This is a genomic window from Nocardia amikacinitolerans NBRC 108937 (assembly GCF_001612615.1).
Taxonomy (GTDB): Bacteria; Actinomycetota; Actinomycetes; order Mycobacteriales; family Mycobacteriaceae; genus Nocardia; species Nocardia amikacinitolerans.
This window is the reverse complement of record NZ_BDAU01000032.1, coordinates 122,509-139,566: the sequence shown is the minus strand read 5'-3', so window position 1 is coordinate 139,566 and position 17,058 is coordinate 122,509. Positions and strand designations below refer to the sequence as shown.

Sequence of the window (17,058 nt, the reverse complement as noted above, 5' to 3'; positions counted from 1 at the left end):
CGTACCTCCGCCTTCGCTGCGGCCATACGCGGCTATCGACGGACTCCGTCCGGCAGCGCCTGCCGGGCGTACCTCCGCCCGTGCGCGGTTATTGGTTGACTGCGTCCAGCTGTATCGGGTGCGCCTTCTGGTGGTACATCGCGGTGTCGGCGTCGTGCAGGATCTCGGTCGCGGTGCGCGGATCGCCGGGCACGATCAGCGTGACGCCGATCGAGGCCCGGACCGCGAGCCGATGTCCTTGGGCGACAATAGGTTCCGCCACCGAGGCGGCGAGCCGCTGGATGACCGCCTCCGGGCCGAGCTCGTGCCCGCCGAGCAGGACGAGGAACTCGTCGCCGCCGAGCCTGCCGACAAGATCGCCGCGGCGTACCGCGCGCAGCAGCCGCTGGGCAACGATTTGCAGCACGACGTCGCCGGCCACGTGCCCGTGCGAGTCGTTGATGGCCTTGAACCCGTCGAGGTCGACGAACAGCACCGCCGATAGCGGACCGCCCGCGGGATGGGCGAGGGCGGTCTCGAGATCGGACAGGATGGTGGGCCGGTTCAGCAGCCCGGTCAGCCCGTCGTGCGTGGCCTGGTACTGCAATTCGCGCTGGCTTGCCCTGGTGGCGGTGATGTCGGTGAACGAGCTGACCACCGGCGATCTCCGGTCGGTCGGCTCGAGCAGGCGGCAGTTGCCCGCCAGCCAGCGGCGGTGATGGTCGGTGCCGTCCACGCCGAAGACGAAGCGGGTGACCGGCTCGCCGGTCGCCATGGTGCGCGCGACCGGATGACGGGTGGGCGGCAGCGGAACGCCGTCGCTGTCGACCATGCGCAACGGCAGCGCGTCGAACCTGGCGCCGACGAGTTGTACACCGCGACAACCGAATATGCGCACTGCGGCCGGGTTGATCGACTCGATCATGCCCTGCCTGCTTATCACGACGACGCCCTCTTCCAGTTGCGAGACGATCGCGGTGAAGTGCTGTTCGGCCCGGCGCTGGGCCTGCTCGGCCGCGTGCTGGGCGCTCAGATCGTGCAGCACCACCTGGTAGGCGCGCCTGCCCTGCCAGATGGTGAGCACCGAGACGGTCTGCACCGGGATGCGAGCCCCGTCGGCGCGCAGCAAGGTGAGGACCGCCCGCTTCGAGGCGTCGCCGGTACTGGGCGAACCCTCTATTCGGGCCAGCGTCGAGGCGACCGAATCGGGTGCGACGAAGTCGCTGACCGGGCGCCCGACGATCTCGTCCGCGGACCTGGCCGCCAGTAGGCGAACCCCGGCCGGATTGAGATAGACGACGACGCCGCCTTCGTGTACGCAAATGGCATCGGGGGAGTGTTCGACCAGCGATCGGTACCGCTCGGCCACCTGCTCCGGATCGCCCACCATGGTCTTGTTCTCGTCCATGCGAATCCCCGTTCGACGAACGACGCGCGGTCGGTGTCCACATTGCTTGGAACCCGCCGGATCCGGCGATCGCCCACCCTGCCGATCCGAACGGGGTTTGGTGCTGCCATCCACTAGCCGAGAGCGAGATTATGAGACTCGTTGGAATCGAAGGTCAAGGATACCGCCTGCGGTTACTGAACAGCAATCGCCGCGCCCGGGTAGGGACGCGCGACCTTCGGCCTCGATGCCGAGCCAACGCGGCCCACCGGTAAGCTCGCCGGGTCGCAGCATCCCCTTGATCTATCAGTACGACAGCGCAGATCGCTTGTGGCGCATGGCTCGGTCGCTCGCGGCCGCCGGATGCGCTTTGTTCCGAACGCAAGATCGCAACCGTTGGACGATCAGAACCAGGGCATCTACATGACCAATACGACCACCCAGGCTCCGGCGCCGAAGCCGGACCTGGCGGCCGAGGCGGGCGCGCAACTGTCGCATCGGCAGATTCTCACCATCCTCTCCGGCCTGCTGCTCGGCATCTTCCTCGCCGCGCTCGACCAGAACATCGTCAGCGTCGCGATCGTGCCGATCGCGAACAGCCTGCACGGATTCGACGAACAGGCTTGGGCGACAACGGCTTATCTGATCACCGCGACCATCACCACGCCGCTCTACGGCAAGCTCGCCGACATCTACGGCCGTAAACCGTGGTACCTCATCGCCATCGGACTGTTCGTGGCCGGCTCGGTGGCGTGCACGTTCGCCACCTCGATGTACGAGCTCGCCGCGTTCCGCGCGTTCCAAGGACTCGGCGCCGGCGGCCTGATGTCACTGGCGTTCACCATCCTCGGCGATATCGTCCCCGCGCGCGAAAGGGTCCGGTACCAAGGCTATTTCATGGTGGTGTTCGGTTCCTCCACCGTGCTCGGGCCGGTGCTCGGCGGGCTGTTCTCCGGCTACGACGAGCTCGCGGGCTTGGCGGGCTGGCGTTGGGTGTTCCTGGTGAACGTGCCCATCGGCCTGCTCGCGTTCGTGGTGGTCGCCAAGGTGCTCGATGTGCCGCATCAGCGCCAGCCGCACCGCATCGACTGGTTCGGCGCGCTGACGCTCACCATTTGCGTTGTGCCGCTGCTGATCGTCGCCGAACAGGGCAGGGAATGGGGCTGGACCTCGGACCGGGCGCTGATCTGCTACGGCGTCGGCGCGGCCGGCTTGGTGCTGTTCGTGTTCGTGGAGTTCCTGATGAAGGACGCGGCGCTGATCCCGCTGCGATTGTTCCGTAACTCCACCTTCAGCGTGTCCATCGTCGGCGGCTTCATCGTCGGCATCGCGATGTTCGGCGCGATCGTGCTCGTGCCGCTGTATTTCCAAGTGGTGCGCGGATATTCGCCGACGAAGGCGGGCCTGCTGATGCTGCCGCTGGTGGTCGGCATCATGATCGGCGCGCAGATCGCCGGAATCGTCACCAAGCTCACCGGCAGGTACAAGATCCTGCCGGTGGCAGGCTGCTTCCTGATCGCGCTCGGCGCGGCGTTGCACGGCGGGGTGCACTACGACAGCCCGCTGTGGGAGCCGCTGTTGTACGGCGGGGTGATCGGCTGCGGCCTCGGCGCGTGCATGCAGACGCTGATCATCGCCGCGCAGAACGCGGGACCGCGCACCGACATGGGCGTCTCGACCGCGGCCGCCACCTTCTTCCGTCAGATGGGCGGCACGCTCGGTGTCGCGATCTTCCTGACCATCCTGTTCAATCTGCTGCCCGGCCGGATCGTCGACGCCTTCGGCGGGCAGCTGCCGGAGGGCTTCGACACCGCCCGGCTCGGCGAGTTGCAAAGCGACACCGGTGAACTCGCCGCCATGCCCGCGGACCTGCGCGCGCCGATCCTGATCGGCTTCACCGACGCGATGGCTGGCGTGTTCTACGTCGCGGCGGCGGTCGCGGTGCTCGCGGGCGTTGTGCTGATGCTCATGAAAGAGATTCCACTGCAAGACGATCCGATCGTGCCCGAGCCGGGGCCGGACGGTGCGGACAACTCGAAGAGCTGGGCGGAGTCGCAGGTATGGGCGGGCGCGGCGGAGGTCTTCTCCGAACCGGAACCGGTGCTCGCCGCCGCGGCGGAATCCCGTTCGCTGTTCGGCCGCATCCAGCACGAGGACGGGCATCCGGTGCCCGACGCCGCGCTGACGCTGATCGACAAGAGCGGGCGTCAGGTCGCGCGGGCGGTGGGCGACGCCAACGGCGGTTACTCCATCGATGTGCCGGACGCGAGCACCTACGTGCTGATCGCGGCCGCGGCCGGGCACCAGCCGACCGCGGTCAGCGTCGTCGCGGGCTCGTGGCCCCAGGAACTCGACGTGAAGCTGATGGGGTCGGGCACCGTGTCCGGAACGGTCAGATCGTCGGGCAGCGGCAAACCGCTCGGCGGCGCCACCGTGACCCTGACCGATCGACAGGGCGAGGTCGTCGGCGCGACGGTCACCGCGGACGACGGCGCCTACGTCTGTCACGGGGTCGTCTCCGGCACCTACACGATGGTCGCGCTCGCCGAGCACATGCGCCCGCACGCGACCACGCTCACCGTGCCGGACAGCGGGCTGCTACGCCACGACATCGACATGGAACCGAACGCCGTGCTCGCCGGATCGGCGCTGGCCGACGGCCGCGTTGTGCCGGATGTGCAGATCATGCTGCTGGACATGGCGGGCGATCTGACGGCCACCGCGCGCACTGACGCCGACGGCCGGTACGTCGTCCCCGATCTGCCGGAGGGGCAGTACACAGTTGTCGCGCGCGGATATCCGCCGGTGACCAGCCGAGTGACGGTGTCGGGCGGCGAGGCCGTGCACGACGTGCGGCTCGGCTACGGCCGCGACGGCGAGAACTGAGCGCGACCGGTCAGTTCGCGGGCGCCGCCTGCTCGCCGCTGCGGCTCACCTCGTAGCCGAGCAGGCGTTCGGCCTCCTCGATACCGCCCTGGAGGTCGCCGACCGCGTTCATCTTCGACAGGTCGAGGCCGATGGTGACCAGGGTGAGCGCGATCTCCGAGGACAGGCCGGTGATGATCACGCTGGCGCCCATCAGGCCGGAGGCGTCGACGGTCTGGACCAGGTGGTTGGCGACGGTGGAGTCGATCGTCGGCACACCGGTGATGTCGATGACGACGACCTTGGCGCGGTTGTTCCTGATCGCGCGCAGCAGCTGTTCGGTCAGCTGGCGGGCGCGTTGGCCGTCCAGCACGCCGATGATCGGCAGGATCAGCAGCTGCTCGCGCACCTGGAGCACCGGGGTGGACAGCTCCCGGATGGCTTCCTGCTGCTGGCGGATGATGCGCTCACGTTCCTCGACGAACGAGATCGCCACCGTGCTCGCGATGCGGTTGGCCGCGGGCTCGTAGGCGTCCAGCACTCGGTTCAGCAGGTCGAAATCGGACTGGTACTTCTCGAACAGCGAGCGCGCCAGCACATCTCGCAGCAGCAGCACGATGCCGAGGACCTCGTCGGTCTCGACTCCGCGCGGGATGATGCGCTCGGACAAATCGCGCGCGTAATCCTGTAGCGCCTCGACCGAACCGGTCTCCAGCACCGCCACGTAGTTGTCGTAGACCGAGGTGACCTCGGAGAACATCTCCTCGGCGGTCATCGCGGTCAGCAGCTGAGCCTCGGTGATCAGTCGCGCCCATTCCTCGCGCAGCGCCGTCCGATTCTGCCTGAGGTGCCGGACCAGCTCCGAGAGCAAGCCCGCGCCGCCGCCGTTCGCGCCGAGTTCGGTCACGACGGCGTCGAACACATCGGACACGTGGTCCTCCAACGATTCCGCAGCCGAGCGCCTTTCACGGCGCCTGCCGAATCGTATACCTCACCTGTGCGGTGCGCCGCGTTTCGTCGGCGACGCACGATTCCCGTCCCCGCCGTGTCGAATTCGCGCGGCGGCCGGCGCCATGAGGTGATGCCGGTGGGTGCGCCGACCCGCTCGGGCAGATTCGAGGCGACTCGCTGGACCGATGTCGGAAAGCCTAGTGCCGCACGGTGTCCGGGCGTCCTGCCCGCGCCGCGGTGAACGCCTGCACGACGGTGACGGCGGTGAGGGCGAGCAGCGCGGGGACCCAGCTCCGGGTGTGGTCGCGCAGGATGCCGAGCAGGACCGGGCCGAGGGCGGCGAGAACGAAGCCGACGGTTTGAGCCATGGCCGCGAGGGCGGTGGCCGCGGCCGCGTCGGCGGCGCGTTCGCTCTGGAATACCATTGCCGAGGCGAGGCAGGCCCCTGACCCGATGCCGAGCAGTCCGATCGCCAGCGGGGCCGCACCGGGCGCGAGGGCCAGCAGCAGGAACCCCGTGGCCTCGACCGCGCTGGCCGCCACCGCGAGGCGCCGCTTGGCCGCGACCGTGCGTGCCAGCCACGGCATCGCGTTGATGGCGGCCAGACCGAGGATCTGGACGGTGAACAGCGCGAATCCGGCTGCCCACGGTGCTGTCCCGTTGTCGTGCAGCACGCTCGGCAGCCACGCGAGGGTGGTGTAGAACCCCAGCGCCTGCAATCCCATGAAGACGCTGACCTGCCAGGCCAGCGTGGAGTTCCACGGCATCGGTACGCGGGGCGCGGGCCGCGGCGGCTTCGGCATGGACTCCGTGGTCGACCACGCCCGTAGTGCGACGACGACCAGCAGCGCCGCGGCGGCGAGCGCGGAACGCCATCCACCGGGCAAGTTTTCGGCCAGCGGCACCGCGATCCCCGACGACACGGCGGCCGCCGCGGTCATCGCCGCCACGTAGCCCGCGGTGACCGTCATGATCCGCGCGGCGGGGACGGCGCCGCGGACGATCGCGGGCAGCAGCACGTTGGCGTACCCGATCGCCGCCGCGATGACCACCGTCCCGGCGAACAGACCCGTCGAGCCGGGCATCGAGCGCAGCACGATCCCCAGCAGCAGCGCGGCCAAGGCGAGCCGCACGAGCTGTTCGGCCCCGCGATGCACGGTGTGCAGCACCATCGCGGGCACCGCCGCGAAAACCAGCAGCGGCAGCGCGGTGAGCAGTCCCGCCGTCGCGGCGGACAGCCCGGTGTCGTGGGCGATGGCCGGTACCAGCGGTCCGACGCAGGTCAACGGCGCCCGCAGGGTCGCACCGGCCAGGACGATCCCGGTGACCGGCCGGACCGCACCACTCATCTAGCGGCGGTACGGGAAGGTCATGCGACGAAGCAACCCGTCGCGTAAGACCAACGCGTGGAACAGGACCGCGCAGATATGTGCGGTCAGCGCGAACACCAAGAGGTAGGCCAGCGCACTGTGCGCGGTGCGCAACACCGCGTACAGCTCGGCGTCGGCGGGGGCGATCGCGGGAACACGCAGGCCGCCGAGCACGCGGATCGGGACGCCGGACGCCGACACCAGCGCCCACCCGATGATCGGCTGGAGCAGAAACAGCGCGTACATCAGGATCTCGGAGCCGGTCGCGACGAGCCGCTCCGGCCGGGACATGGTGTCGATCTGCGGTGGCGGCCTGCGCCGCAGGCGGTAGGCGATGCGGATCACGGCCAGCGCAAGGATCGCCAAGCCGATGGTCTTGTGCCAGCTCAGCAACCGGCCGTAGTTGCCGAGATAGCCGACCATCGCCGCGCCGATGCCGACCATCGCCAGGATCAGAACGGCCATGAGCCAGTGCAGAATACGGGCGGTAATACCGAAACGGGTTGTGTCGGTGGTGAGTTCGCCGAGCGTCATTGTCGTCAGACCTCCCGCACCAGCACCGCGCCGGTGGGTTTCGATTCGCCGGCGCGGCGACGGTAGGACTCGCTGTAGGCCGCGGATCGCGCCTGGAGCAGCGGATCGTCGGAGGGCTCGATTCCGTTGGGCAGCACCAGCGGGTCGAAGTTGACGTCCTGGACGTTGTCGGCCGATTCGGTGTCGATGCGGTCCAGCACGACCGTGCCGACGTGCACGGCGCGGCGGTCGCTCGGCCACATCCGGGTGGCGTCGTCGGTGGGATCGCCGGGCTCGCCGACGACAACGACGAGCCGCCAGCGCAGCGGCCTCGCCTTCAGATCGGCGACGAGGCCGTCGAACAGGGCGCTGTCACCGCCGCCGGGTCCGGTCGCCGGAGGCGGGCTGTCCGGTTCGAGCCGCCAGCGTACGGGGACGGTGCTGCCCTCGCCGTCGGTGAACCGAAAAGCGTTGAGTCCGAAGAAGGCCGAGGCCGCGAAGGTCGGCGCTGGCGCGCCTTGCTCGATGACGCCCAGCGCGGCAGCGGTTTTCGGGTGGCTCTCCAGGTACCGCTTCATCGTGGCGGCGTCGGGCTTGCCGGTGGCCGGGTCGGGGGCGAACGCCAGGGTGCGGTCGTAGAAGTGTTGCGGGGTGGCGTCCAGGAAGACCGGGATGTTGATCATCGCCATCCGCCACTCCTCGCCCCCCGGCAGAAACAGCCGCAGCCCGAGTCCGCGCGGAGCGGTCGGCGCGTCGGGCATGTGCGGGTTGCCGCCCGCGAGGGAGAACCGTCCGGAAAGGCGGTATCGACCGGCCCGGAACACCGAAGCCTTCGACAGCTCGACACCGCTGCCGTTGCTCTCGAAGTATCCGGCGACGGCCACCCCTTTGGCATGGTTGCGGCGGCAGCCTGGGAAGGAGCCGCCCGCGGTGTCCTGTAGTCGGTCCACCAGGGCGCGCGCGGTCAGGCGCCACGGACCGATGCGGTTCTCGGTGAACAGGAACCCGCCGATGCCCGCGGCTCCGAGCGCGGCGACGGCCGCGCCGCCGAGCAGGGTGCGGCGATTCAGCGGGAAGGAATTCGGCTGTGCGTCGGTCATCGTCCGTCCTTCTTCGTGCGCCGGTGTGGCGGGTTCGGGTGCGCGGCGCGGGTCACGGCGGACCCATCGCCTGGAGCCGGTCGATCAGCACCGGATCGATGTCGGGCTTCTCGGCAAGCAGCATGTCGATGGGCGGCGCGGGCGAGGAGGCGATGCGGATGTCGACGACGTACGGTTCGCCGTTGTCGAGGGACTCGAGCCCGCGCTCCAGCGCCGCGCGCAGTTCGCCGGTCTTGGCCACCACCTCGCCCTGGATGTCGAACGAGGCGGCGATCTCCGCGAAGTCCTGTGCCGGGCGACCCAACCGCAGGTACCAGGCGTCGTTGGACGGTTGCCAACCGTAGATTTGCCCGATCGCGGACAGCCCGGTCATGAGGGTCTTGTATTCGTGGTTGTTCATCACCAGATACAGCACAGGAAGCCCGAACTTGCTGACGGTCCACCAGGAATTGGTGTGGAACAGCGCGGAACCGTCGCCGACGATCGTCACGACGTAGCGCCGGTCGCCGAGGGCGAGCGAGATGCCGATCGACGCGGGCAGCGAGAACCCGAGCGAGCCGCCGGAGGTGCAGAAGTAGGCGTCGGGGGCGTCGTAGGCGATCGCCTTCTGGATCGCGGCCGAGATCGCGAAGTCCTCGTTGATCACCGTCAGCGGTTTGTCGAGGCCCTTCTGTACTTCGGCAAGCACCATCGGCACGGCGTGGTCGGGGATCGGCTCCTTCTCTCGCGCCGTTGCCGCGGCGGCGATGAACTCCTCGGTGCGGCGGGAGTCGAGTTCGACGACCCGCCGATTGCGTTGTGCCACGGCGGCTTCGTCGTAGTCGCAGTGGCCGGTGATGGCGTCGATGATCAGCGGCAGGGTGCGCTTGATGTCGCCGAGCACAGCGACCTCGGCGTAGGCGTTCTTGCCGATCTCCCACGGGTCGTTGTGCAAGGTCACCTGGGTGAGGGAGGCCGGGATGATCGGACCCTTCTCCCAGCGGAACACCAGGATCTGCGCCTGGGAATTCACCCCGATCTGGAAGATGGTGTCGAAGTCGGCCAGCTGCATGTGCACACCGTCCTGGGTGGGCACCAGTTCGCCCTGCCAGTGCGGCAGGTCGTTCGGGTAGTTCATCCTGCTGGCTTGGTTCTCGGAGTAGACCGCGGCGCCGAGTACCCGCGACAGCCGCTCGATCTCCGGCCACGCATCGGCCTCGCCGACGCCGTCGCCGACCAGCACCACCGGGTTCTTCGCCCGCGCGAGCTGCTCGGCGGCCGCCGCGATTCCGGTCGGATCGCCCGCCACCGCGTGCGCGACGCGCGTCACCCGGCCACGCTGCTGCATGGCGGGCGCCTCGATCAGGAAGTTCCACGGCAGCGAAACGAACACCGGCCGGAACGGCGGGACCAGGAGTTCCTTGAACGCGCGCTGCAAGACGAGCGGCATCTCGTCGACGCTGCGGATCTCGTACGCCCACTTGGTGTATTGCTCGGCCGTGTGGACGAGATCCGAGGCCAGGATCGGTTCCTGGACGAGCAGTTCGCTGTGCTGCTGTCCGCAGAACACGATGAGCGGGATGTTCGATCGGTAGGCGTTGAACAGGTTGCCGATGATGTTGGCCGTGCCGGGTGTGATGTGCACGATCGCGGCGCCGGGGCGTCCCGACATGCGTGCGTAACCCATCGCGGCGCCGAGGGCGATGTTCTCGTGCAGACACGGGACGTACTCGACACCGTTCTCGGGGATGGTCGTTCCGTCGAGCAGCGGGATTTCGTGGGTGCCTGGCACGCCGAACGCGTACTCGATGCCCACCTCGCGCAGGTAGTCGAAGATGATGTCGCGGCCGAGCCGGGGTGTTGTCGCTGAACTCATGGTCCTTTTGTTTCTGATGGGTCGGTAACTCAGTGACCGGTCCAGTTGGGCGGTCGCTTCTCGATGAACGCGCGCGGTCCCTCCCGCGCGTCGGCGGAGTTCGCGCGCAACGTTTCCCAGTGGTAGGTGGCGGTGAAGGCGTCCGGTAGCGGCGTTGTCGACGCCGCAGCTTCCTTGATGGCGCGCACCGACAGCGGCGCGCAGGCGAGGATGTCGGCCACCCAGCTTTCGGTACTGGCGTCCAGGTCGTCGACGGGAACGACCTCGTTGACCAGCCCGAGTTCGGCGGCGCGGGCGGCGCTCATTCGCCGCCCGGTCAGCAGATGACCGAGCGCGATCCGGTAGGGCGCTTGACGCGGCAGCCGGAACACGCCACCCGCGCCGGGGACAAGGCCGAGTCTGGCCTCGGTGAGCCCGAATTCGGCGTTGTCGGCGGCGATCACGATGTCGCAGGCGAGGGCCAGTTCGAAGCCGCCGCCGAGCGCGTACCCGGCGACTTTGGCGACGAGCGGCTTGGCGAACCCGAATCGCTCGGTGATCCGGGGATATCCGGGTTTGCCCGCGCTGCCGAACGACGACCGCCCTTCGCCACGGCTGTCGCGCTCGGCCAGTTCCTTCAGATCCTGCCCGACCGAGAACGCGCGCCCGCCGCGGCCGCCGAGGACGGCCACCCAGATGTCGTCGTCGCGTTCGATGTCGTCCCACACCAGGGCCAGCTCCGCGTGCATTCGCAGATTCATCGCGTTGAGGACTTCGGGTCGGTCGAGTTCCACGGTGGCGACGTGCCCCTGTTTGCGATAGACCACGGTGGACAGGTCTCCGAGCGTCACCGCCGCGCCCCGACTTCGGTCTTCGCCGAGGCACCGAACCGGGCCACCTTCGCCAGCACGTCCTGGCCGTAGAGCCGCAGCGCTTGGTGCAACGCGAACTCGGACATGTATCGGCGGAACGCGGCCTGCGGTTCCTCGGCGGTCACGATCATGTGCTTGTTCGCGATCACCGCGTCGGCGTCGAGTCGCTCGGCGGCCCGGGCGATTTCGGCGTCGAGGTGTTCGGGTTCGACGACGCTGTCGAAGACGTAACGCGCGTCGGGTTCGGTGGCGCGAATCTTCCTGCCCCACAGAATCACCTCGCGCGACACCCGCGAGGTCGCCGCGCACCCGAGCCGCAGGTTGCCCGCGCCGGGCACGATCCCTTCCTGCGCGGCGGGCAGGCTGAACCAGCTGTCGGCGGCGGCGATCACGCGGTCGAAGACGAGCAGCAGTTGCGCGCCGCCGCCGATCGCGAACGTGTCCACCGCGGCGATCCACGGTTTCGTGCGCGGTGTGGGCGGCCAGCTGTCGCCGTCGTCGGACAGGCCGCGCAAGATCTTCGCGATGTATCCGGTTTCGCGTCCGAGCAGGAACTCGAGGTAGGAGATCTTGCCCGCGTGCAGCTCCGCGAGATTGATGCCCGCGCTGAACACTCGCTTGCCCAGGTAGCGAGGATGGGTCATCTCGCCGCCGCGCACGACGCCGACCTTCGATCTCGGGTCGAGCAGCACCAGGTCGACCGCGGTTTCCATATCGGCGACGTGCTGGTTGTCCTCGGCGTTGAGGCAGTGGACGTTGGTGATCGTGAGTGTCGCGGTGCGCCCGGAACGGGTCAACGTCACCGCGGACAACGTGACCCGGCCGGTCGCCTCGTATTCCGGCAGCAGCGCAATAGCGGCAGGCGTCGGTCGGCGCATGGCGTCGAGCAGGTGCTCGCCCGCGACCGGGTCGGCGAAGACCGCGTGGAAGAAGATCCCTTGATCGATCTCCCACCCTTCCTTGTGTGCCTGGACGACCGCGGCGTCGGCGGCGAGTTGGGCCTGCTGCGGCAGCAGGCCGGGGAACCGGGTGGTCGCCGCGGCCGCGAGATCGGTCAGCCGCGGCGAGTCGCGCAGATCGTCGGTCACGCACCGGTACACCGTCGAGACGTGGCGGCGCAGGAACGTCCGGCGCAGCGCGCGCACCGTCCGATGGGCTCGTGCCGCCCGCGCGGCCAGGTCGGCGTCTCGCTCCGCGACAGGACCGAGCTGTCGCAGAGTCCGGTCGCATTCGGCGGCGGCGTCCCGCAGCACGGCGCTGTCGTGGGCCAGGTCTCCGGTGAACGGCGACAGCGATGTGGTCATGACGCCGCCCGGAGACGCCGCAGCGATCGGTCGGAGGCCGCGAGGTGCGCGCCGAGCGCGTCCTCGAATCGCATGGTTGTCGCATCGAGCAGCAGTCGGCGGCGGATCGCGATTTCCGCCCCGGCGGCCGACTCGAACAACCTGAGACCCGCTTGCACCGTTCTGGTCGCGGTGCCCGCGTCGTCGTCGATCACCGCGTCGACGAGACCCTGCGCGTGCGCTTCGGCGGCCGACAGCGTGCGGCCCTGCACGGCGAGTGTCCGCGCCGGTCCGGCGCCGTACTGGGCGACCAGGCGATACAGCGCCATGGACGGCCAGACGCTCGAACCGGTGGCGGCGAACTCGAAAGTGCTTCCGGCCCGGAGAATGCGGTAGTCGGCGACGAGCAGTAGTTCCGCGGCGGGTCCGTAGGCGTTCCCGTCGACCACCGCGATGATCGGCGCGGGCACCTGTTCGAGCCGGCGCAGCGCGGCTTCCCACTTGCCGACGACGCCGATATCCACCGGGCCGGGCCACGAGAATTCCTGGCCCGCACGGGTTCCGGTGATGTAGAGGACAACGGAGTGCGGCTTGTCCGCAGGCGCGTCCTCCGCGCGCACCGCGATCGCGGATACCGCGGCGAGCAGTTCCTCGGTCAGCGGTTGGTCGGCGGGAATCACCGCGGGCAGGACGTGCGTAGCGGTTTCGTGACTGGTCATTGATACCCCCTGGAGTCGAATCGACTTGGACTGCTTCAGAACTGGAGAAGCGCGGACTCGATCTGTGAACCGGGGCCCATGGTCATGAGCACGCCGTGGTCACCGCGCCGAACCTTGCCCTCCTCGAGCAGTCGTTGATAGGAGAACAGGAACGAGCCGCTGGAGAGATTGCCGAAATCGCGCATGACACTGGCGGTGTGCCGCAAGTCGTGCGAGGTCAGGCCGAGGTTGATCTTCACCGCGTCGATGACCTTCTTGCCGCCGGAGTGCACCGTCCAGTGCGCGATGTCCTTGCGCCGCAATCCGGTACCGCGCAACAGCTTGTCGATCACGATCTCGGCGTGCGCGCCGACTTCGTAGGGCACCTCTTTGTCCAGGTAGAAACTGAACTTCCCGGCGTCCTCGTCCCAGTCGTAGCGCATCGCGCCGACCGCGTGCCGAATCATGTAGCTGCTTGTCGTCACCAGCGCGGGGGCAGGAGCCGAGCCGGGGGCGGTCGCGCCGGTATCGCCGCCCGCGCGGACCGCCAGCGCGGCGGCGCCGTCGCCGAAGAGGCTGTTGACGACCGCCGTACGCATCGTGCCGTCGAACACGTACGCCGCCGAACACGCCTCCGAGCAGACGAGCAGCGCCAGCTCATCCGGATGCGTTGCCGCCCAATTGGATACGGCGGCGAGACCGTTCAGTCCCGCGTTGCATCCCATGCCGACCACGTCGAGCCGGGCCGTGTCCGGGTCCAGCCCCAGCTCGTTGATCAGCAACGCGCTGAGTCCGGGCGTCAGGAAGCCGGTGGTGGTGACGGCGACCAGATAGCGCACGTCGCGGATGTCTCGGCCGATGCGGCGAAGGCAGGCGCGAACCGCGGCCGCGCCGGTCCGTACCCCTTGCGTCCGGTGCTTGGCCAGCAGTTCACCCTGGGTCTCGATGCGGAACGCGCCTTCGTGATCACGGGGTGGCAAGGTGAGGTAGCGCGTTTCGATGCCGCCGTTGAGGAAGACGCCGCGGATCTTCGCGTCGGTGATTTTCAGCAGGTCGAGGAGTTCGCGTTGGCTGTAACGGTTGGGCGGATTGGCGGTGGCCACACCGAGCAGCCGAGGGAGCGCGGCCGGTGTCGACCGTGGTTCGGGTCGTAGCTCGTCGTCGGGTCTTTCGATTTCGATTGTCGAGGCGGTCATGCTCTGGTTCCTTTGATTATTCGTCAACCCTGTTCCGCGATCCGGCCGACTGTTCGGACGCGAGTGAACGCGCGCGTTTACATTCGACCTGCCGCTCGGGGCGGCATCGGCCGGATTTGTCCGTGAGCACCTGATGAAGCAGTTATGCAGTGGTTCGAATTTCGATCACGAGTTGTCGAATACCCCCGTAGTTCGGCAATCGATACACGTACGTAGATCCCCGAGGTAGCGAATTCGTTACGACACCAGTCGGTCCGACGTCGCTTCCCGCACCGATTTCGAACGGTACACCAGCGCGATGTACTGCGACAACCCTAAAAACAGGGGCTCGAACCGCGGAACTGCTCTTCTGTAAGTCGAAAAATGTTGCGGTGCAGCATCTTTCGTTGATGGCGTCGCCGCGCCGAGATGGTACGTACACGTATGAGTCTGGCGGGAATCGGTCGGAAAGTTATTGGACGAACGACTAGAACGGCGATGTCGGCGGTTCGGATCGTGGTCTAATCGGCGGATGGATTCACTGACCTCGCGGCTGGTGCCCCACGTGTTCCCGGACACACCTGGACATCTGATCCGTTTGCTCTACCAACGCCACAACGCGCTCTGGCACGCCACGGTCGGGGATTCGATCACGCCAACGCAATTCGCCATTCTCAACGTCGTCTACGCGGAGGGGCCGCTGACCCAGCACGAGGTGTCCGTACGAATCAGCACGGACACTTCCACAATGGCGCAATCCGCCGGAGTCCTCGAACGGAAGAACCTGATCAAACGGTCCGTCAACCCGGCCGACAAACGCGAACGCCGGATCGCCCTCACCCGCACCGGTCGCCGCGAGTACGCCCAGCTCCTACCGAAAGCCGATGAAGTGCAACGACTCCTGTTCTCCGTCTTGACCCCCGATGGACACGACGGCGCCCTCGCCGTCCTTCGCACGCTCGCCGGAATCGGCGCCGACGGTGCGAGCGTCGACTGTCTCTAGACCGTAGAACGTCAGGCGCGGGCGGCGGCCAGCTCCACGACGGTGATGTCGGAGGGCGCGCCGACCCGCACGGGCGGACCCCATGCGCCAGCGCCGCGCGTCACGTAGAGCTGCGTGTCGCCATGGCGTTCGAGTCCGGCGACGGTCGGATTCGCCAGCGCCGCAAGGAGATTCCCCGGCCACAGCTGGCCACCGTGGGTGTGCCCGGACAGCTGGAGATCGACGCCGTGCGCCACCGCGTCGTGGATCTGGATGGGCTGGTGCGCCAGCAGCACCGCCGTGCGGGCGGGGTCGCGGTCGCCGAGCGCCTTGTCGAAATCCGGTCCCTGCCCGATGCGCTCGCCCTGCACGTCGTTGACGCCCGCGAGGTCGAAGCCGGGCAGCTCGGTCCGATCGTTGGCAAGCAGGCGCAGTCCGAGATCCCGCACGTGGTCGATCCATTCCTCCGCGCCGGAGAAGTACTCGTGGTTGCCGGTGACGAAGAACGCGCCGTGCCTGGCCCGCAGCCGAGCCAGCGGCTCCACGGCCGGGCGCAGGTCCTCGACGCTGCCGTCCACCAGATCGCCGACCACCGCGATGAGATCGGGCTGGGTGTCGTTGATCGTGCGGACGACGCGCTCGGCGAAACCCCTGCCGAGGATCGGGCCGAGGTGCACGTCGCTGACCACGGCGATCCGAAATCCGTCGGCCGAGCGGGGGAGTTTGGCCAGCGGGATCGTCAGCCGCTTGACCTGCGGTCCGTTCAGCACGCCGTAGGCGCCGACGCCGACGGTGGTCGCCGCGGTGAGCGCGGCGGTTCCGGCTATCGCGCGGGAGACGAAGATGCGTCGGGAGATCGGTTCGGGTTCTCGGGCTGGTTCAGCCGAAGTGCTTGCCGCCGAGCTTTTTTCGCTTCCCGGAGCCGCGGCGCCGGTTGGTGCGTCCAGTTGGCCGCCGGGACCGAACGGAGTGCTCGGTGCGGCGCCGGATCCCGGTCCCTGCCGCACCGGTGCGCCCGCGCACTCCGGTACCTTCTCCGTCGCGGCGCCCGGAGCTTCGGCGGGCTCTTCTCCCTGCTCGGTCGAAGTGGCTGCGGCTTTTCCGCCGCTCAAGGGTGCAGCCGCCGTGTGGTCGCGCCGTACGGCGCCGGTTGTCGTGGTGAGCCCTTCGCCGAGTCCGGTCGAAGGTTCCGGTACATCGGCCGATTCGGATTTCCTCGTCGAAGCGCCTGCGCCTCTTGCGGATTCGCGCGCGAACAAGCGCAGCAGCACCGGCCGCAGCACCTCGCCCGCCAGCAGCGCGAGCAAGAGGTACACGAACAGCGCGCCCCAGAAATAGCCCGGCCACGCGATGGCCTGCACCAGCGGAAACGGCAGTCCGGCCGATTCGGCGAAGAACGCGGCGAGCAGCAGTAGCGGAGCCGCCACCAGCGCCGCGGTCCCGATCCGTCGCGCAGGCGACCCCGGCACGGTCGTGTCTCGCACCAGTCGCCGCCACAGATACCAGTGCAGCCCGGCGAAGACCGCGAGCACCACGACGCCGATCAGCACCACCACAACGACCACCGCGCAGCCCTCTCGACACAACCGAACGGAGTTCGCCGACAGCCGCGCGTGGCCGTGGCGGAGGCGGGATACGCCCACTCCCGAACCGACCGTTCCGACCTTACGCGGGAGCGCTCGTCGGAGCAGGCGACGATGTCACCCCACCTCGGTAGCCTCGAAGTATGTGCCGAAACATCACAGCCCTGCGCGGGTTGGAGCCCGCTGCGACACCGGAGGAGATCCAGGCGGCGGCGCTGCAATACGTGCGCAAGGTCGCCGGCATCTCCAGCGTCTCCGCGGCGACGCGTCCGGTTGTGGAGGCCGCGGTGGCCGACATCGCCGCGGTGACGACCCGCCTGCTCGCCGAGCTGCCGGACCGCAAGGTGCCGCCGAAGTCGGTGCCGCCGCTGCGCCGCCCCGAGGTGCAAGCCAGGATCGCGGCGCGGGGCTGAGCCGCCCGCCGGAAATTCGGATGCGCCGCCGGACGCGTCCGGTTACCGTCGCG

The 17,058-nt window shown here is 68.5% G+C and carries 14 protein-coding genes; 3 read left to right on the top strand and 11 right to left on the bottom strand.

Going from position 1 to position 17,058, the window contains the following annotated elements; translation table 11 throughout:
- Positions 1–88 precede the first annotated feature (88 nt).
- A complete protein-coding gene (locus NAM01S_RS23895; protein ID WP_067788807.1) occupies positions 89–1,387 on the bottom strand; it encodes a diguanylate cyclase domain-containing protein in 1,299 nt (432 codons plus the stop codon).
- 402 nt (positions 1,388–1,789) lie between these two features.
- On the opposite strand from NAM01S_RS23895, the gene NAM01S_RS23890 reads away from it, so the two are divergent.
- Positions 1,790–4,252 carry an MFS transporter gene (locus tag NAM01S_RS23890; protein WP_067788894.1) on the top strand — a complete coding sequence of 821 codons (2,463 nt, stop codon included), beginning with the start codon at positions 1,790–1,792 and terminating at the stop codon, positions 4,250–4,252.
- Between the two features lie 10 nt (positions 4,253–4,262).
- On the opposite strand, the gene NAM01S_RS23885 is transcribed toward NAM01S_RS23890, so the two are convergent.
- The 9 genes from NAM01S_RS23885 to dpgA form a co-directional block, all read right to left on the bottom strand.
- Positions 4,263–5,174: an STAS domain-containing protein gene (locus tag NAM01S_RS23885; protein WP_372508145.1), complete on the bottom strand. Its 912-nt coding sequence runs from the start codon at positions 5,172–5,174 to the stop codon at positions 4,263–4,265.
- A 205-nt stretch (positions 5,175–5,379) separates the two neighbouring features.
- On the bottom strand, positions 5,380–6,531 hold the full coding sequence (locus NAM01S_RS23880) for an MFS transporter (protein ID WP_067788805.1): 1,152 nt from the start codon (positions 6,529–6,531) through the stop codon (positions 5,380–5,382).
- Positions 6,532–7,086 carry a cytochrome b gene (locus tag NAM01S_RS23875; RefSeq protein ID WP_067788803.1) on the bottom strand — a complete coding sequence of 185 codons (555 nt, stop codon included), beginning with the start codon at positions 7,084–7,086 and terminating at the stop codon, positions 6,532–6,534.
- 5 nt (positions 7,087–7,091) lie between these two features.
- Positions 7,092–8,165 carry a catalase family peroxidase gene (locus tag NAM01S_RS23870; protein ID WP_067788801.1) on the bottom strand — a complete coding sequence of 358 codons (1,074 nt, stop codon included), beginning with the start codon at positions 8,163–8,165 and terminating at the stop codon, positions 7,092–7,094.
- Positions 8,166–8,217: 52 nt separating this feature from the next.
- On the bottom strand, positions 8,218–10,020 hold the full coding sequence (locus tag NAM01S_RS23865) for a thiamine pyrophosphate-binding protein (protein WP_067788798.1): 1,803 nt from the start codon (positions 10,018–10,020) through the stop codon (positions 8,218–8,220).
- 29 nt (positions 10,021–10,049) lie between these two features.
- Positions 10,050–10,850 (bottom strand): enoyl-CoA-hydratase DpgD, encoded by an 801-nt coding sequence (gene dpgD / locus NAM01S_RS23860; protein ID WP_067788796.1) that lies wholly within the window; start codon positions 10,848–10,850, stop codon positions 10,050–10,052.
- Positions 10,847–12,175 (bottom strand): (3,5-dihydroxyphenyl)acetyl-CoA 1,2-dioxygenase DpgC, encoded by a 1,329-nt coding sequence (gene dpgC / locus NAM01S_RS23855; protein WP_067788793.1) that lies wholly within the window; start codon positions 12,173–12,175, stop codon positions 10,847–10,849. The genes dpgD and dpgC overlap by 4 nt, the downstream gene beginning before the upstream one ends.
- Positions 12,172–12,873, bottom strand: coding sequence for an enoyl-CoA-hydratase DpgB (gene dpgB / locus NAM01S_RS35985; RefSeq protein ID WP_067788790.1), 702 nt, complete (start codon positions 12,871–12,873; stop codon positions 12,172–12,174). The genes dpgC and dpgB overlap by 4 nt, the downstream gene beginning before the upstream one ends.
- 35 nt (positions 12,874–12,908) lie before the next feature.
- Complete coding sequence (gene dpgA, locus NAM01S_RS23845; RefSeq protein WP_067788788.1) at positions 12,909–14,048, bottom strand: 3,5-dihydroxyphenylacetyl-CoA synthase DpgA; 1,140 nt, start codon at positions 14,046–14,048, stop codon at positions 12,909–12,911.
- 511 nt (positions 14,049–14,559) lie between these two features.
- Here dpgA and NAM01S_RS23840 point away from each other — a divergent pair.
- Positions 14,560–15,030 (top strand): MarR family winged helix-turn-helix transcriptional regulator, encoded by a 471-nt coding sequence (locus NAM01S_RS23840; protein WP_067788787.1) that lies wholly within the window; start codon positions 14,560–14,562, stop codon positions 15,028–15,030.
- 11 nt (positions 15,031–15,041) lie between these two features.
- On the opposite strand, the gene NAM01S_RS23835 is transcribed toward NAM01S_RS23840, so the two are convergent.
- Complete coding sequence (locus NAM01S_RS23835) at positions 15,042–16,574, bottom strand: metallophosphoesterase (RefSeq protein ID WP_067788785.1); 1,533 nt, start codon at positions 16,572–16,574, stop codon at positions 15,042–15,044.
- A 161-nt stretch (positions 16,575–16,735) separates the two neighbouring features.
- Between NAM01S_RS23835 and NAM01S_RS23830 the strand changes: the two genes are divergently transcribed.
- Positions 16,736–17,005 carry a DUF2277 domain-containing protein gene (locus NAM01S_RS23830; protein ID WP_067788783.1) on the top strand — a complete coding sequence of 90 codons (270 nt, stop codon included), beginning with the start codon at positions 16,736–16,738 and terminating at the stop codon, positions 17,003–17,005.
- Positions 17,006–17,058: the final 53 nt, after the last annotated feature.

Bases quoted from the DNA above. Each gene is read 5' to 3' on its own strand.
- NAM01S_RS23895 (WP_067788807.1), bottom strand. From the start codon at position 1,387: ATGGACGAGAACAAGACCATGGTGGGCGATCCGGAGCAGGTGGCCGAG.
- NAM01S_RS23890 (WP_067788894.1), top strand. From the start codon at position 1,790: ATGACCAATACGACCACCCAGGCTCCGGCGCCGAAGCCGGACCTGGCG.
- NAM01S_RS23880 (WP_067788805.1), bottom strand. From the start codon at position 6,531: ATGAGTGGTGCGGTCCGGCCGGTCACCGGGATCGTCCTGGCCGGTGCG.
- NAM01S_RS23875 (WP_067788803.1), bottom strand. From the start codon at position 7,086: ATGACGCTCGGCGAACTCACCACCGACACAACCCGTTTCGGTATTACC.
- NAM01S_RS23870 (WP_067788801.1), bottom strand. From the start codon at position 8,165: ATGACCGACGCACAGCCGAATTCCTTCCCGCTGAATCGCCGCACCCTG.
- NAM01S_RS23865 (WP_067788798.1), bottom strand. From the start codon at position 10,020: ATGAGTTCAGCGACAACACCCCGGCTCGGCCGCGACATCATCTTCGAC.
- dpgC (WP_067788793.1), bottom strand. From the start codon at position 12,175: ATGACCACATCGCTGTCGCCGTTCACCGGAGACCTGGCCCACGACAGC.
- dpgB (WP_067788790.1), bottom strand. From the start codon at position 12,873: ATGACCAGTCACGAAACCGCTACGCACGTCCTGCCCGCGGTGATTCCC.
- dpgA (WP_067788788.1), bottom strand. From the start codon at position 14,048: ATGACCGCCTCGACAATCGAAATCGAAAGACCCGACGACGAGCTACGA.
- NAM01S_RS23840 (WP_067788787.1), top strand. From the start codon at position 14,560: ATGGATTCACTGACCTCGCGGCTGGTGCCCCACGTGTTCCCGGACACA.
- NAM01S_RS23830 (WP_067788783.1), top strand. From the start codon at position 16,736: ATGTGCCGAAACATCACAGCCCTGCGCGGGTTGGAGCCCGCTGCGACA.